16 protein-coding genes and 1 pseudogene are annotated in these 14,941 nt (G+C 70.3%); 14 read left to right on the plus strand and 3 right to left on the minus strand.

What is annotated here, in order from left to right; all coding sequences use genetic code 11:
* Nucleotides 1-121 precede the first annotated feature (121 nt).
* The 3 genes from BKA15_RS16585 to BKA15_RS16595 are packed head-to-tail and all read left to right on the plus strand — an operon-like array spanning nucleotide 122 to nucleotide 2,508.
* Nucleotides 122-562, plus strand: a complete 441-nt coding sequence (locus BKA15_RS16585) for a protein-tyrosine phosphatase family protein (RefSeq protein ID WP_179752568.1) — start codon at nucleotides 122-124, stop codon at nucleotides 560-562.
* 40 nt (nucleotides 563-602) lie between these two features.
* On the plus strand, nucleotides 603-1,649 hold the full coding sequence (locus BKA15_RS16590; RefSeq protein ID WP_179752570.1) for a M48 family metallopeptidase: 1,047 nt from the start codon (nucleotides 603-605) through the stop codon (nucleotides 1,647-1,649).
* Between the two features lie 10 nt (nucleotides 1,650-1,659).
* Entirely contained in the window at nucleotides 1,660-2,508 is an 849-nt protein-coding gene (locus BKA15_RS16595) for a phosphotransferase (protein ID WP_179752572.1), read from the plus strand.
* Here the strand turns inward: BKA15_RS16595 and BKA15_RS16600 are convergent, their stop codons facing one another.
* Nucleotides 2,509-2,871, minus strand: coding sequence for a VOC family protein (locus tag BKA15_RS16600; protein WP_179752574.1), 363 nt, complete (start codon nucleotides 2,869-2,871; stop codon nucleotides 2,509-2,511).
* A gap of 85 nt (nucleotides 2,872-2,956) precedes the next feature.
* Between BKA15_RS16600 and BKA15_RS16605 the strand changes: the two genes are divergently transcribed.
* The 11 genes and pseudogenes from BKA15_RS16605 (at nucleotide 2,957) to BKA15_RS16655 (ending at nucleotide 11,791) form a co-directional block, all read left to right on the plus strand.
* Complete coding sequence (locus tag BKA15_RS16605) at nucleotides 2,957-3,376, plus strand: SRPBCC family protein (protein ID WP_179752576.1); 420 nt, start codon at nucleotides 2,957-2,959, stop codon at nucleotides 3,374-3,376.
* Nucleotides 3,373-3,930 carry a TetR/AcrR family transcriptional regulator gene (locus BKA15_RS16610; protein WP_179752578.1) on the plus strand — a complete coding sequence of 186 codons (558 nt, stop codon included), beginning with the start codon at nucleotides 3,373-3,375 and terminating at the stop codon, nucleotides 3,928-3,930. The genes BKA15_RS16605 and BKA15_RS16610 overlap by 4 nt, the downstream gene beginning before the upstream one ends.
* A 52-nt stretch (nucleotides 3,931-3,982) precedes the next feature.
* The gene (locus BKA15_RS16615; RefSeq protein ID WP_179752580.1) at nucleotides 3,983-4,447 is read left to right on the plus strand and encodes a P-loop nucleotide/nucleoside kinase family protein; all 465 of its coding nucleotides are present in this window, start codon (nucleotides 3,983-3,985) and stop codon (nucleotides 4,445-4,447) included.
* Between the two features lie 78 nt (nucleotides 4,448-4,525).
* Nucleotides 4,526-5,324, plus strand: a pseudogene (locus BKA15_RS16620) (deoxyribonuclease IV).
* Between the two features lie 55 nt (nucleotides 5,325-5,379).
* Nucleotides 5,380-5,913: a histidine phosphatase family protein gene (locus BKA15_RS16625; RefSeq protein WP_179752581.1), complete on the plus strand. Its 534-nt coding sequence runs from the start codon at nucleotides 5,380-5,382 to the stop codon at nucleotides 5,911-5,913.
* A 2-nt stretch (nucleotides 5,914-5,915) separates the two neighbouring features.
* A complete protein-coding gene (locus BKA15_RS35590) occupies nucleotides 5,916-6,920 on the plus strand; it encodes a phosphotransferase enzyme family protein (protein WP_179752583.1) in 1,005 nt (334 codons plus the stop codon).
* Nucleotides 6,917-8,995, plus strand: coding sequence for a phosphate acetyltransferase (gene pta / locus BKA15_RS16635; protein WP_179752586.1), 2,079 nt, complete (start codon nucleotides 6,917-6,919; stop codon nucleotides 8,993-8,995). Before BKA15_RS35590 ends, pta begins: the two co-directional genes overlap by 4 nt.
* On the plus strand, nucleotides 8,992-10,191 hold the full coding sequence (locus BKA15_RS16640; RefSeq protein ID WP_179752588.1) for an acetate/propionate family kinase: 1,200 nt from the start codon (nucleotides 8,992-8,994) through the stop codon (nucleotides 10,189-10,191). Before pta ends, BKA15_RS16640 begins: the two co-directional genes overlap by 4 nt.
* Nucleotides 10,184-10,771: an isochorismatase family protein gene (locus BKA15_RS16645; RefSeq protein WP_179752590.1), complete on the plus strand. Its 588-nt coding sequence runs from the start codon at nucleotides 10,184-10,186 to the stop codon at nucleotides 10,769-10,771. The genes BKA15_RS16640 and BKA15_RS16645 overlap by 8 nt, the downstream gene beginning before the upstream one ends.
* A 75-nt stretch (nucleotides 10,772-10,846) precedes the next feature.
* Nucleotides 10,847-11,320, plus strand: coding sequence for an MOSC domain-containing protein (locus BKA15_RS16650; protein WP_312879073.1), 474 nt, complete (start codon nucleotides 10,847-10,849; stop codon nucleotides 11,318-11,320).
* 93 nt (nucleotides 11,321-11,413) lie between these two features.
* Nucleotides 11,414-11,791, plus strand: a complete 378-nt coding sequence (locus BKA15_RS16655; RefSeq protein ID WP_179752592.1) for a VOC family protein — start codon at nucleotides 11,414-11,416, stop codon at nucleotides 11,789-11,791.
* 738 nt (nucleotides 11,792-12,529) lie between these two features.
* On the opposite strand, the gene BKA15_RS16660 is transcribed toward BKA15_RS16655, so the two are convergent.
* Together BKA15_RS16660 and BKA15_RS16665 are read right to left on the minus strand one after the other, a co-directional pair.
* A complete protein-coding gene (locus BKA15_RS16660; protein ID WP_179752594.1) occupies nucleotides 12,530-13,318 on the minus strand; it encodes an rRNA adenine N-6-methyltransferase family protein in 789 nt (262 codons plus the stop codon).
* A gap of 267 nt (nucleotides 13,319-13,585) precedes the next feature.
* Nucleotides 13,586-14,875 carry a glycoside hydrolase family 125 protein gene (locus BKA15_RS16665; RefSeq protein ID WP_312879074.1) on the minus strand — a complete coding sequence of 430 codons (1,290 nt, stop codon included), beginning with the start codon at nucleotides 14,873-14,875 and terminating at the stop codon, nucleotides 13,586-13,588.
* Nucleotides 14,876-14,941: the final 66 nt, after the last annotated feature.

The raw sequence follows: 14,941 nt of genomic DNA on the forward strand, positions 1-14,941 counted from the left end.
ATGCCTTGAATCCGCTGTGCAACATCACTACTCCGCACTACGGAATTCGTGATCTTGATCTTAAAAGGCCGACGTGGAGTCGGTCAATGGGTTGTCGCGACGGTCCGTCATCCTTGGACGCATGGAGTCGTGGAGTGAGGGGACCCGGGGGCTGGTCGTGCTGCCGGACGGGCGCCGGCTACGTGGGCGCGGGCTTCGGCACGGCTGGCCGGACGGCTCGGAACGGCCGCAGCTCGGCGTCTACCTGACCGCGAAGCCGCACCGGGAGGACGGCTGGGAGTCGATCTGGGTCCGCTGGCCGGACTTCCGGCTGCCCCATTCCCGGTCCGAGGCGGTCCGGGTCCTGCGCCGCGTTCATGATCAAACAGCGACCCGCCGGGTCGAGTTGGCCTGCGGCGGCGGGATCGGCCGCACCGGGACCGCGGTCGCGATCCTGGCCCGGCTGAGCGGCGTTCCGGCCGCCGAAGCCGTCGCCTGGACCCGCCGGCACTATCACCCGCGAGCCGTGGAGACGCCGTGGCAACGCCGGTTCGTGGCCCGGGTCGACCTCGACGTCAGCTGATCGCCGCCCACTGCTTCCGCCGCGGACTACCCTCGGTGCCATGACGGAAGACACCTCGCGGCCGGGGCGCATCCGGTTCCCGGACATCAGCCCGCGCGCGTACGAACACCCTGCCGATCGCGGTGCCCTGGTGGCGCTCCGAGCGATCCCCGGCTTCGACCAGGTGCTCAAGGCGATCTCCGGGGCGATCGGTGAACGCAGCGTCCGGCTCGCCTTCCTGGCCACCTCGATCCGGGTGTCGCCGCGCCAGTTCCCGGATCTGCACCAGGTGCTCACCGAATGCGCGACGACGCTGGACCTGCAGCCGGTGCCGGAGTTGTACGTGCAGCGCGACCCGATGCCCAACGCGATGGCGATCGGCCTGGACAAGCCGATCATCGTGATCACCACCGGGATGCTGGACATCGTTGATCATGAAGGGCTGCGCTTTATCGTCGGGCACGAGGTCGGCCACGTGCTGTCCGGCCACGCGCTCTACCGGACGATGCTGCTGCAGCTGATCGCCGTCGCGAATTCGATCCAGTGGATGCCGATCGGCGCCTGGGGCCTGCGGGCGATCATCCTCGGCCTGAACGAGTGGTTCCGGAAGTCCGAGCTGTCCTGCGACCGGGCCGGGCTGCTCTGCGGCCAGGACCCGAAGGCGGCGCTGCGGGTGCACGCGGCGCTGGCCGGGGCCAAGGAGCCGGACGAGATGGACACCACCGCGTTCCTCGATCAGGCGAAGGAGTACGAGTCCGGTGGCGACATCCGAGACAGCTTCCTGAAGATCCTGCAGACCGCCGACCTGACTCATCCGATGGCGGCGCTGCGGGCCGCGGAGCTGCAGAAGTGGATCCATGCCGGCTACGAGGACGTGCTGGCCGGCAACTATCCGCGCCGCTCGGCCGACAAGGACGCCCCGTTGAGCGAGGACGTGAAGGCCGCCGCAGCCTCATACCGGAAGGACTTCGAGACCTCGGCCGACCCGCTGTTCAAGGTGCTCAACAAGGCCGGGTCGGTGGTCAGCGGAGTCAGCGGCAGTGCGGCGAACCGGGTCCGCGACTGGTGGAAGAGCGGCCCGGGCGCCCGGCCGGACGGCGATCGCTAGCCCACGGCCGATGGTGCAGCCGTTGGTCGTGCACAGCGACGACGAACTCGCCGCTGTGCTCGGCGGGGAGCTCGTGAACCGGGAGCCGATCCGCGATTGGCCACTGTCGCTGACCGAGCGTGTCGAGCTGTCCGACGGCCGGAGGTACGCCTACAAGTCGACCCTGCCGCCGCTGATCGAGCCGGAGTTCTACGCCGCGGCGAAGTCGCCGTTGCTGCCGGGCCACCGTTATCTCGGCCGGCTGGCCGGGTGCTCGACGATGGTGATCGACTGGATAGACGCACCGTCAGTCGGCGAGCTGTCGGTCGACCATGATCAGCTGCGGCGACACGGCGAGGCGGTCCTTGATCAACTCGGCCGGTTGAGTCGGGGGCTGCCGGTGTGCCTCGACGTCGGGTCGCCGCACCTGTGGACCGCCGAGGTGGCCCGTACCCTCGACAAGCTCCGCCGCTTAATCATGGACGGACGGTTCACCGAACCCGGACCAGAGGTGATCAACGCAATCGCGGACTGGACCTCATCGGCGCCGGTGATCGACAAGATCGCTACTGAGTCCCGGGTAGTGCACCGGGACCTGAAACCTGAGCACATCCTCCTCGGCGAGGACGGCTACCGAGTGATCGACTGGCAGCATCCGGCCGTAGCACCGGCCCGGACCGACCTGGTCTGGCTGCTCGCCCACGGCGGCGTGGATGCCTTCCCGTACGTCGATCCGGCCGACTACGGCATCGCCCACTTCCTCCATCTGCGCTGGGCCGTGGTGGCCGCGCACGACTTCTTCCCGGAGTTCACCGCGCCGATCTTCCAGGACTGGGCCACCGAGGGTGCAACCGGCATCCTGCGCGCCGCCGGGTCATGATCAACTCGGCGCCGCGCCGAGGTGGACCACGTTGCCGTCGAAATCCTTGACCTGCGCGGTCCGTTCGCCCCACGGTTGATCCGCCGGCTCGACGTCGACCGTCACCCCGGCCGCCCGGAGTTGATCAACGGCGGCGTCGCAGTCGTCCACGTACAACCAGAGGGCGAACCGGCGCGACGGTTCGGTCGCCTCGGGGTCGCGGCCGATGCCGAGCTTGGTCCCACCGATCGTCAAGGAGACGTAGTCCGGCGGGCCCGAGTCGGGGAACTGGTAGATCACCTCCGCTCCCACCAGGTCACGGTAGAACCGCAGCGCGCGGTCCACCTCCGGCACCGCGATGATCGGAAACGACTCCTTGAACATCCGCACTCCCTTCCTCGAAGTTTCACCTCTACCACGTCCGAGCCTCCCGGAAATCGACACCGAAGCCGCGTGTACCATTTGGTACATGAACCTGGAACAAGAGGCCGCGATCGCTGCACCGTCCTCGACCGTGTGGTCGATCCTCGCCGACGTCGAGCGCTGGCCGGAGTGGACGGCGTCCATGAAGTCGATCCGGCTGCTCGACGGCGAACTCCGGGTCGGGGCCCGCGTCGAGGTCGTCCAGCCGAAGCTGCCGAAGGCGGTCTGGACCGTGAGCCGACTCGACGAGGGCAGCCGGTTCGACTGGACCGCCCACTCGACCGGGCTGACGACGGTCGGCCGCCACTCGGTCGAACCGAGCGCGACCGGTTCCCGGGCGAAGCTGGGCTTCGAGCAGACCGGCCCGCTGGCCGGGCTGTTCGGGCTGCTGCTCGGCAAGCTGGCCCGGGACTACGTCGCGATGGAGATGGCCGGCCTCAAGGAACGGTCCGAGGCCACTCGGTGACGGGTCGGCAGGCGCTGTTGGACCGCGCCGTCGACTACCTGTCCCGGGCCGGCATCGGCGACATCAGCCTGCGCCGCCTGGCCGAGGAGCTCGGCACCAGCCACCGGATGGTGATCTATCACTTCGGGTCGAGGGACGGCCTGTTGACCGCGGTCGTCGCCGAGGTGGAGCGGCAGCAGCGGGACCTGCTCGACGCCGCGATGGATCCCGAGCGGCCGACGCTGGAACAGGGCCGACGCTATTGGCAGGCGGTCGCGACGGCTGCCGAGCGGCACGGCCGACTGTTCTTCGAGCTGGCCGCGCACGCGATGCAGGACCGGGAGCACGCGCGGCCGTTGCAGCGCGGGTTGATCGATCCCTGGCTGCCGCCCATGGAACGGCTGTGCCGGAAGCTCGACGTACCGGAAGAGGACTGTGCGGCGACAGCGCGGCTCGCCCTGGCTGCGGCCCGCGGGCTGCTGTTCGACCTGCTGCTGACCGGGGATCGCGACGCCGTCGACGCCGCCGCCGATCGGCTGAACCAGCTGCTCGTACGAGGATCGTTGCGATCTTGAACGACGACATCCTCCGATCTGCCGGATCCGGCGGCCCGGTGGGTGCAGAATCATGATCATGAAGCAGTACCCGGTTCGGCGGGCGACGGCGCCGACCCTCCACCTGCTCGCCAGCCCCGACGGCTCCGGCACCTCCGACCTCGCCCGGGAGCTGGAGCGGAGCCATCCTGCGGTCCGATTCACCCTTGATGAGTGGATGCAGCAGCTCTACCGGCTGCCGGACGACGATCCTGGCTACCGCGAGTTCGCCGACCGCTGCACGGCCCTGATCTGGGACACCGCCGGCCAGGTGCTCGGCGCCGGTACCGACGCGGTGCTGGACTGGAACCTGTGGAGCCGGTCGGAGCGCACGGCCTGGCGGGATCGGGCCCGGATCGCCGGCTTCCGGGCTGTCGTGCACCTGCTCCCCGGCCGGGCCGGGCGGTCCGATCCGCGCTTCGAGGAGCCCTGCGCCGACGAGGAGCTGGAGATCAGGATCGTGAGCCCGGAGCGGAAGCTCCCGTCCAGCCTCGATTGAGCTTTGCGGCCCGCGATGCGGCTGTCGGTGGCCGCCACTAAGGTCGGCCGGGTGACTGACACGCTGACAGCAGAGACCCTGGCCATCGGCGGCCACGGGGAGCAGCAGGATCCGATCGCGGAAGCGGTCGCCCGGCAGGCGAACCTGGCGCAGTTCTTCCTCGGCGATCCGCAGGGTTGGAAGGCGCCGAAGGTCGCCTACGCCGGCGGTGCCGTGGCGCTGCGGGGAGGCGGCCGAGGCCGCGAAGATCACGTTGTACGTGCACGCGCCGTACGTGCTGAATGTCGCGACCTCGAACAACCGGATCCGGATCCCGAGCCGGAAGCTGCTGCAGCAGACGGTCACGCTGGCGGCCGAGGTCGGCGCCGCCGGGGTGATCGTGCACGGCGGCCACGGGCTGAAGGACGACGATCCCGAGGCCGGCTTCGACAACTGGCGCAAGTGCGTCGACCGGCTGGACGCGCCGGTGCCGATCCTGATCGAGAACACCGCGGGCGGCGACAACGCGATGGCCCGGCGGCTGGACCGGATTGCCCGGCTCTGGGACGCGATCGGGCAGGCCGAGGGCGGCGACCGGGTCGGCTTCTGTCTCGATACCTGCCATGCGCACGCCGGCGGCGAGGACCTGGCCGGGGTGGTCGATCGGGTGAAGGCGATCACCGGTCGGGTCGACCTGGTGCACGCCAACAACTCCCGCGACACGTTCGACTCCGGCGCGGACCGGCACGCGAACTTCGCCGACGGCGAGATCGCCGGCGAGTCGCTGCTGCATGTGGTCACGACCGCCGGGGCGCCGGTGATCGTCGAGACGCCGGGCGGCCGGGAGGGTCAGGGCGCCGACATCGCCTGGCTGCGGGAGCGGCTCCCCCAGGCCTGAACCGCCGGAACGCGGCGGGGTAAACCGCTCGACACCGCCGATAGCCTCCATGATCGTGGCGACCCTGGAGATCAGAAGGCACAGTCTGCGCAAGACCGGCGGCGGGTCGCAGCTCTCCCAGGCAGGGGTCGATCTGGCGCGCAGGATCGGTCAGTCGATGGGACCGTACGACCTCGTCGCGACCAGCGTGGTGCCGCGGGCGCGGGAGACCGCGCTGGCGATGGGGTTCGCCGTCGATCATGAGGTGGTGACGCTCGGCAGCGATCCGGGGCTCTACGCCGAGGGCGAGGAGGGCGGGCTCGCCCAGGCGGAGAACCCGTTCCCGGTCCTGGCCGAGTTGATCAGGTCCGGCGGCGCCTACCACCGCTACGCCCACTCCATCGCCGCGCTCTGGCGAGACCTGATGACTCCGCTCCCGGCGACCGGATCGGTCCTGGTCGTCGGCCATTCCGGTGAGCTGGAGGCAACCCTGGTGGCCTGCCTGCCCGACGCCGACTACACCGCCTGGGGACCACGGTTCGGCTGCTGCGAAGGGGCCCGGCTGACGTTCACCGACCATTTCACCGGCGTCGAGTTCGTCCGGCTCTGATCATGATTGACCTCGAACGGGAGCTCTCGGCGCTGCTGGCCCGGAACTGGTCGATCGAGGCCGTGCTGACCGCGCCGGCCCGCGGCACCAACAACCTGATGCGGATCGTGCACGACGCCGGCGAACCGACCGGCCGGCCGCTCGGCCTGATCCGCGTCTACCAGAATCTTGATCATGACCGGGTGATCCGGGAGCACCGGCTGCTGGACCGGCTGGCCGGCGCCGGGCTGCCGTTCCGGGTGCCGCGGCCGCGGCCCGCCGCGGACGGCCGGACGGTGATCGAGACCGAGGCCGGGCCGGTCAGCCTGATCGACTGGATCGACGGTTCCCGGCCGGACCTGGACCGGCCCGAGGCGCTGCGGGCGGCCGGCCGGGCCCTCGGCCGACTGGATGCCGCCCTCGCTGACGTACCCGCGGAGGCGGCGCCGTTCGACTGGACGACCCCCGACCTCGCCCTGGCCGGGATCGACGACGACCGGATCGACGCCCTCGTCGCTGCGGGTCTGGCCGCCGAGCAGGTCGCCTGGCTGCGTGACCACTCCGGGCCGCCGCCGCGGCGGGACGGGTTGCCGCTGCAGGTCATCCACGAGGACTTCGGCGCGTCCAACCTGCTCGCGGCCGGGCCGCCGACCGTGATCACCGGCGTGATCGATTTCGAGGTGGCCGGCCGTGATCTCCGCGCCAACGAACTGGCCATCGCGCTCGACCAGTCCGGCGCGCTGGACGGGCCGGACTGGCGGGAGAAGTCCCGCGCACTCGCCACCGGCTACGGCGAGGCGCTGCGGCTCGACGACGCGGAGATCGCCGAGCAGCCGTTGTTGATCATGGAGCGGACGCTCGGCACGGTCGGCTGGCGGACCGGGCGCTGGCTCGCCGGGCACGACTCGCTCGAGGACGTGGCCGAGCGGATCGAGGCGTCCCGGACGGCCGAGCGGTGGCTGGCCCGCAACGCCGCGGAGCTGGTCGATCTGCTGCGTCGGGGGCTGGCGGATACGCTCGACCGGTGAACCGAACCGTCTATGTCGCCTCCGTCGAGGGGCAGACCGGTAAGTCCGCCGTCGCGCTCGGCCTGCTCGACGCGTTGATCCGGGAGGTCGGATCGGTCGGTGTCTTCCGGCCGCTCATCAGCGCCGCCGGCGAGCAGGGCCGCGACGTGATCTTGGACCTGCTGGTCAGCCGGCCGGGCATCGAGCAGACGTACGAGGAGGCTGTCGGCGTCGGCTACGAGGCCGCCCGGGCCGATCCGGACGAGGCACTGCACCAGATCGTGCAGCGGTGCGCGACGCTGCGGGAGCGGTTCGAGGTGGTGCTCGTGCTCGGCTCCGACTACACCGACATCACGACCGCGACCGAGCTGTCGTTCAACGCCAAGATCGCGGCCAATCTCGGCGCCCCGGTGGTGCTCGTCGTGCACGGCCGGAACCGTACGCCGGAACAGATCCGGGCGGCCGCCGACGGTGCGCTGGCCGAGTTCCGCGCCCAGCACGCCCAGTCGGTCGCCGTGATCGCGAACCGGGTCGATCCGGGTGCCCTTACCGAGGTTGTCGCGGCCCTGACCGGGCACCCGGAGGCGCCGATGGTCGCCGCGCTGCCGGAGAGCCCGATGCTCTCCGCGCCGACCGTACGGATGCTGGGCCGGGCCGTCGGCGGCAGCCTCGTGCAGGGCGTCGATGCCTGGCAGGACCGCGAGTCGCAGGGCATCATCGTCGCGGCGATGACCCTGCCCAACGTGCTGGACCGGCTCACCCCGGACGCGACCGTGATCACCGCCAGCGACCGGGCCGACCTGATTCCCGGGCTGGTGCTCGCCCACCAGTCCGGGACCTTCCCCGCCCTGGCGGCGATCGTGTTGACCGGCGGCTACCCGCTGCCGGACTCCATCCGCCGGCTGGCCCGCGGCATCGAGCAGGACCTGCCGGTGCTGCTGACCGAGCTCGGCACGTTCGACACCGCGGAGCGGCTGTCCCGGGTCCGCGGGCCGATGACGAAGGACTCCACGACCAAGATCGAGACCGCCCGCCGGCTGTTCGCCGAGAACGTCGACCAGGCCTCGCTGCTGCGGGCCATCGAGGTCTCCGCGTCGCCGGTCCGGACCCCGATCATGTTCGAACATCAGGTGATGGAGCGGGCCCGGGCCCAGCGGATGCACATCGTGCTGCCGGAGAGCACCGACGATCGGATCCTCGAAGCAGCGGCGATCATCCTGCGCCGCGGCGTCGCCGAGCTGACCCTGCTCGGCGACGCGACCAAGATCGGTTCCCGGGCCTCCAGCCTCGGTCTGCAGCTGGACCAGGCCAAGATCATCTCGCCGAACGACCCGGAACTCGTCGAGCGGTTCGCGGCCGCTTACGCCGAAGCTCGCGCGCACAAGGGCGTGACGCCGGAGAAGGCCCGCGAGGTGATCACCGACGGCGCGTACTTCGGCACCATGATGGTCCATCTCGGCCTGGCCGACGGGATGGTGTCCGGCGCGATCAACACCACCGCGCACACGATCCGGCCGGCGCTGGAGTTCATCAAGACCAGGCCCGGTGTCGACGTCGTGTCCAGCGTGTTCCTGATGTGCCTGGCCGACCGGGTGCTGGTGTACGGGGACTGCGCGGTGATCCCCGAGCCGACCGTTGATCAACTGGCCGACATCGCGATCGCCTCGGCCGAGACCGCGCGCCAGTTCGACGTCGAGCCGCGGGTCGCCATGCTGTCGTACTCGACGGGGAGTTCGGGTACGGGCTCCGAGGTGGACCGGGTCCGGGCCGCGACCGAACTGGTCGCGCAACGGGAGCCGGACCTGCCGCTGGAGGGACCGATCCAGTACGACGCCGCGATCGACCCCGGCGTCGCCGCGACCAAGCTGCCCGACTCCGACGTGGCGGGCAAGGCGACCGTGTTCATCTTCCCGGACCTGAACACCGGCAACAACACGTACAAGGCGGTGCAGCGCAGTGCCGGCGCCGTCGCGGTCGGCCCGGTCCTGCAAGGGCTGAAGAAGCCGGTCAATGATCTTTCCCGCGGCGCCACCGTCGACGACATCGTCAACACGGTGGCGATCACCGCGATCCAGGCCCAGGCGGTGGCCCGATGACCACATCAGCTCCGGTGTTGGTGATCAACGCGGGATCCTCGTCAGTCAAGTACCGCTTGATCATTCCGGCTTCCGCCGAAGTGCTGGCGGACGGGACGATCGAGCGGATCGGCGAGCACGGCGGCGAGGTCAGTCACGAGACCGGCGGCGAGACCCACTCCGGTGATCACACGGCCGAGGACATCGGTGCCGCGCTGGAGTTGATCACCGAGCAGTTCGCGACGTACGGCCCCGATCTTGGTCAGCTGGACCTGCTCGCGGTGGGCCACCGCGTCGTCCACGGCGGACCGGACTTCGCCCGGCCGACCAAGATCACCGACGACGTACTGGCGACGATCCGGGACCTGTCCGGGCTGGCGCCGCTGCACAATCCGGCCGCCGTCGCCGGCATCGAGGCGGCCCGGCAGCGGTTCGGCGACGTGCCGCACGTCGCGGTCTTCGACACCGCGTTCTTCGCCGAGCTGCCCGAGGTTGCCCGCACGTACGCGATCCCGCGCGAGTTGGCCGCCAGGCACCGGATCCGCCGGTACGGCTTCCACGGCACCTCGCACGACTACGTCGCCGGTGTCGCCCGCGAGTCGATCAAGGCCGCTGGCCCGGTGCGGCAGATCACGTTCCATCTCGGCAACGGTTGCTCGGCCGCGGCGATCCTGGACGGTCGGCCGGTCGAGACCTCGATGGGCCTGACCCCGTTGCAGGGGCTGGTGATGGGGACCCGGTCGGGCGACGTCGACCCGGGCCTGCACAGCTACCTGCACCGCGAGGCCGGTCTCGGTCCCGACGACGTGGACACGCTGTTGAACAAGGAATCCGGGCTGAAGGGCCTGGCCGGCGTCAACGACTTCCGCGAGGTGCTGCAGCGGCGAGCCGACGATGATCATGACGCCGCACTGGCGTTCGACGTCGTCGTACACCGGCTCAAGCACTACCTCGGCGCCTACTGGGCGATCCTCGGCGGCCTCGACCAGGTGATCTTCACCGGTGGCATCGGCGAGAACAGCCCCGATCTGCGCGCCGCCGTCGCCGACGGGCTGGCCGGTCTCGGTCTCGCGGTGGATCCCGACCGCAATGCGACCGCGGCAAGCGAGGCCAGGCTGATCTCCGCCGACGATTCCGCGGTCGCGGTGCTCGTCGTACCGACCGACGAGGAACTCGCCATCGCCCGCCAGACCGCCGCCCTCGCCGCCGATGACTGACCCGGTCCACGCGCTCCTGATCATCGACGTTCAGCGGGCGTTCGTGACCGGCCCCGGGGCGGCTCCGGCCAGTGGGCCGTTGCTGGGGAACGTGGGCGCTCTGCTGGAACGGGCCCGGGACGCCGGCGCCCTCGTCGTCCAGCTGCAGAACGACGGCCCGCCGGGAGCCGTCGACGAGCCCGGCGGAGAGGGCTGGCAGCTGTACTTCGAGGCGGGGGCATCGGACCGCGAGACTGTGATCCGGAAGTCGGCGGACGACGGATTCGACGGGACCCCGCTCGAGGAGACGCTGCGGCGGCACGGCGTCGACCGGCTATGCGTGGTCGGCTTGATGTCCGAGATGTGCGTGCTGGCCACCGCCCGCTCCGCAATCGAGCGGGGGTTCGGGGTCGTCCTTCCGCACAACGGCCATGCCACGTTCGACATCGGACCGGCACCGGGCGACAGCGAAGGCGTGCCCGCCGCGATGGCCTCCCGGGTCGCCGAGTGGGCCCTCGGCGACGAGGTGGAGATCATCACATCCACGACGGACGTCTCGTTCACCCCAGTTGACTGGCGGGAGACACCGGGGCACCCGTGAGAACGAATCCATGGCCCCACTGTCGTCTCCGTCCATCGCAGCGACGGTCACACGTTCGGCAAGCCGAGTCGGGACGTGATCGACCTGATCGAGGGCCTCGGTGTTGCCGGTGACGCGCACGCCGGCGTGACGGTGAAGCACAGGTCTCGGGTGGCGAAGAACCCGTCCACGCCGAACCTGCGTCAGGTCCACCTGATCCATCGCGAACTGTTCGACCTGGTCGCGCTCGCCGGCTACCGGGTCGCCCCGGGCCAGCTGGGCGAGAACATCACCACCGCCGGTCTCGACCTGCTCGGACTCCCGGTCGGCACCCGGCTCCGGATCGGTCCGGTCGTGCTCACCGTGACCGGACTGCGCAACCCCTGCGAGCAGATCAACCGGTTCCAGCCCGGACTGCTGAAACAGGTTCTGCGTCGTACGGAGACCGGCGAGGTCGAACGGCTGGCCGGCGTGATGAGCATCGTGTCCCGCGGCGGCGCCGTACGCGCCGGCGACCCGATCGCCGTCGAACGGCCGCCGGAGCCGTGGTTCCCGCTGACGCCGGTCTGACCTCCGCCCGGATTCGGTGGCCAGTACGCGCCTGGTCAGCCGAAGCACGATCGCTGTCGTACAGCAGGGGCCCGGCGTGACACCATCGGACGGGTGATCGGACGCTTGCATCATGCGATCCTCGACTGCCCCGACCCGCGGTCGCTGGCACGGTTCTATGCGCAGCTCCTGGGTCAGCCGATCACCTACGACAGCGACGACTTCGTGGTGGTCTCGACCAACTCCGAGGCCTCCGGGCTGGCGTTTCAACTCGCGCCCGGCCATCGGCCACCGACTTGGCCGGACTCGACCGTGCCGCAGCAGGTGCACTTCGACGTCATGGTCGAGGACGTGGACGCCGCCAAAGCGAGCGTGCTGGCCCTTGGCGCCCGGGAACTGGACGGCGACAGCGTCTTCGCCGACCCCGCCGGCCACCCCTTCTGCCTGATCCCCCGGCCAACCTGGGCCCCGCCCCTCCTCGACGAGGGTTAGCTTGCGAGGGGCGCTCGTCCCAGCCGTCCCTCTGGCCACAAGTTTTTCACGTAACGTGAAAAACTGGCACTTCCCGCGAGAAGTATCTCGAGTAAAGCGACAAGAAGTGTGGGGAAGATCGCGGCCGGAAGTCACCCACAACCGGGTGTCGCGTCGGCCACATCGACTCTGGCCAACGGCTCGGGCCCCACTGACCCCGGCCCAGCCGCCCCGCGTCACGACCTCACCCAATCCCCCGGCCCGACCCGCAGCCTGAGTGGGTCATATCCGGCCGGGTGTTCGCAGCCGGAAGTCACCCACAAATCGGGGCTGCCCCGGCCCACCGACCCGACCCCATCGACCTCACCCATTCCCACCCCGACCCGGTGGCGGGTCCGAAATGCCCGGACCGACCCGCCGGCGATCCAGCAGGCCAGATCGCAAGGTCTCTTGCCGTCCGTGATCCGGCCGCAGCGAGCGGACGACAGGGCCTCTGCGCGACGTCCGAGCGCGGTCAAAGGTCACTGGCGGCAGGAGCCGGGCTGCCGGACCCGGACCGCAAGATCTTCGGTGTGACTCCGCCGCCCGAAGTTCGGGCCCGCTCAGCCAGCGCTGTTCAGCCCGGGATCGGCCAGCCGGGACCGCACCCACGGTCCGGACCCGGCCGGTGGCACAACCCTGGGAGCACTTCGCCACGCGAATCTGCAACAGGCTCAAGACGGGCGCGCGATCAGGCGGGCCGAGCCACAGGTGGATCGGTCAGCATTGACCTTCCTGCAGGTGCCGCACCAGTCGCGCCAATTCGGCTTTGGTCAGGGCCGACAGCCGCCGCTGCTGCAGTCCGCGGACGAACGGGTCGGCCCGGAGCTTCAGCATCCGGTCCCGTTGCGGCTGCCGGTTCGCGGCCGGGGACCGGAGCCAATCCTTCAGCCTCAGTCCGGCTCGCGCCCGTACGGCATCGGCGAGGGACAACAGCAGCGGGTCCGGCCGGGCCAGCGGCACGAGCCGGAGCCAGGCCGCCGGAGTCGCGATCGGCGGGGTGAACGCCGAGCCCGGGACCCTGCGGGCCACCGCGATCGAGAACCGGGCGGACACGTCGAGCGTGATCGCCGAGTAGTGCGGATCGGCCGGGCCCGCCGTCGCGGCCTCGGCCCAGCGGCGACCGACGCAGAGTTCCACGGCGCGCAGGCGGGGCAGCCGGCGGGCCAGTCCGATCACGTGGTGCAGGGCCGAGAACGGCGGGTTGGCGATGACCATCGTCACGGCGGTCAGGCTCGCTGGGTCGATGTCCTGGATCCGGCCCGCACGCAGGTCGAGGCATGGCAGGTTGGCGAGGCTGGCCAGGCAGCGGGGATCGGGCTCGACGGCGATCACCGCCCGTGGCCGCTGGCGCAGGATCGCGGCGGTCAGGGCGCCGGTTCCGGCACCGATGTCGAGCACCACATCGTCGCGGGTGAGCTCGGCACCGGCGACCAGGTCGGCGGCCAGACCCGGGTCGAGCAGATGTTGATCAAGGTCGGGGTCGAGCGGGTAGGGGTGAGCAGGCATGCGTCTCCGAGGGCCGGGGTGGGCCCATCGGCGACAAGCGGAGAGGTGCCCGCGGGCAGCGGCCGACGGACCCGGGAAAGGGTCGACATCGACACCGGCGGCGCGCGTGCTCGGACGCCGGGTGCACTCTCGGTGCACCGACGGTGGAGGAGTTAGCGGGCCGTCCGGCCCTTGTTGTCGCGACGCATGATCGGCTCCAACCACTCGGCAGTGAGACAGCTGCAGACTAGGCGCGCCGCTGGGCACACCACCACTGGTTTTCCTCGGTCAGGCGAGCTCGGTGTGCTCCAAGATCAACTGGCAGAACATCGCGTTGGCCCAGGAGAACCACGGCCGGGTGAACCGGGTCGGGTCGTCCACGTCGAAGCCTTCATGCATCAGCCCGGTGCCGCCGTCGGTGTCGATCAACAAGTCGATCAGTCGGCGCTGCTCGGCGGGCTCGGCGCTGGTCAGGCCCTGCACGGCGAGCGCAATCGGCCAGACGTAGCGCGGCGGCGTGTGCGGGCTGCCGATGCCGGCGGCCGCGGAACCCTCGTAATAGAAGGGATTCTCGGGGCTCAGGATCAACGCCCGGGTGGCCCGGTAGACCGGGTCGGTCAGTTCGACGCAGCCGAGCCAGGGCAGCGACAGCAGGCTGGGCATGTTGGCGTCGTCCATCAGCAGGGTGTTGCCGAGCCCGTCCACCTCGTACGCGTAGACGTCACCATGATCGGGATGCCGCACGATGCCGTGCCGCCGGACACCGTCGGCCAACTCGCCGGCCAACTGCTCCGCGTCGTCGGCCAGTCGCTGATCGCCGATGATCTTGGTGGCCAGCTCGGCCAGGTGCCGCAGCGCGGTCGCCGCGAACAGGTTGCCGGGCACGTTGTAGCCGTAGGTGCAGGCGTCGTCGCTCGGCCGGAAGCCGGACCAGGTCATCCCGGTGAAGCCGACCGGTGCGCCGAGGCCGCCCCGGGACAGGGTCTCGGTCTCGATGCCGACCTCCCGCACGAAGCGGTACGCGGAGCGCGCCTCATGGTCCTGTTCGAGTCGGAGTTGATCGACGATGATGCGCGCCGCCGCCCGGAACTCGTCGCCCGCGAAGTCGGTCCGGCCGGTCAGCCGCCAGAACCGGTGGGCCAGCCAGAGCGGGAACGCGAAGCTGTCGATCTCGTACTTCTGCTCCCAGATCCGCGGGTCGTCGCACAGGTCGCCCGGATGCCCGGAGCCGGTCGGCGCGCGGTTGAAGGCGTTCGCGTACGAGTCGACGGTGATCAACCGGAACTGGGTGCCGATCACGCCGGCGATCAGGTCCGCCATCGGAGCATGATCACGGGCCAGCCCGAGATAGGGCGCGAGCTGGGCCGAGGAGTCCCGCAGCCACATCGCCGGGATGTCGCCGGTGATCACGAACGGCCGGCCCTCGTCGTCGGCCTGGATCGTCGTCTCGATCGTGTTGCCGAAGCTGCGCCGGAACGCCTGCCCGATCCGCTCGCTGCCGGTGCGTTCCGTCACCGAGCTGACCAGGTCGTCCAGGAGTACGGCCGGCAGTGCCTCGGCCACGAGATTCGGCGTCACCCGTCAAGCCTGATATAAATCCATCGATTTGTCATTTCTTGGGCTACGGATTTGGGCAGCGGACGG

It is taken from the genome of Microlunatus parietis (genome assembly GCF_013407955.1).
GTDB lineage: Bacteria > Actinomycetota > Actinomycetes > Propionibacteriales > Propionibacteriaceae > Microlunatus > Microlunatus parietis.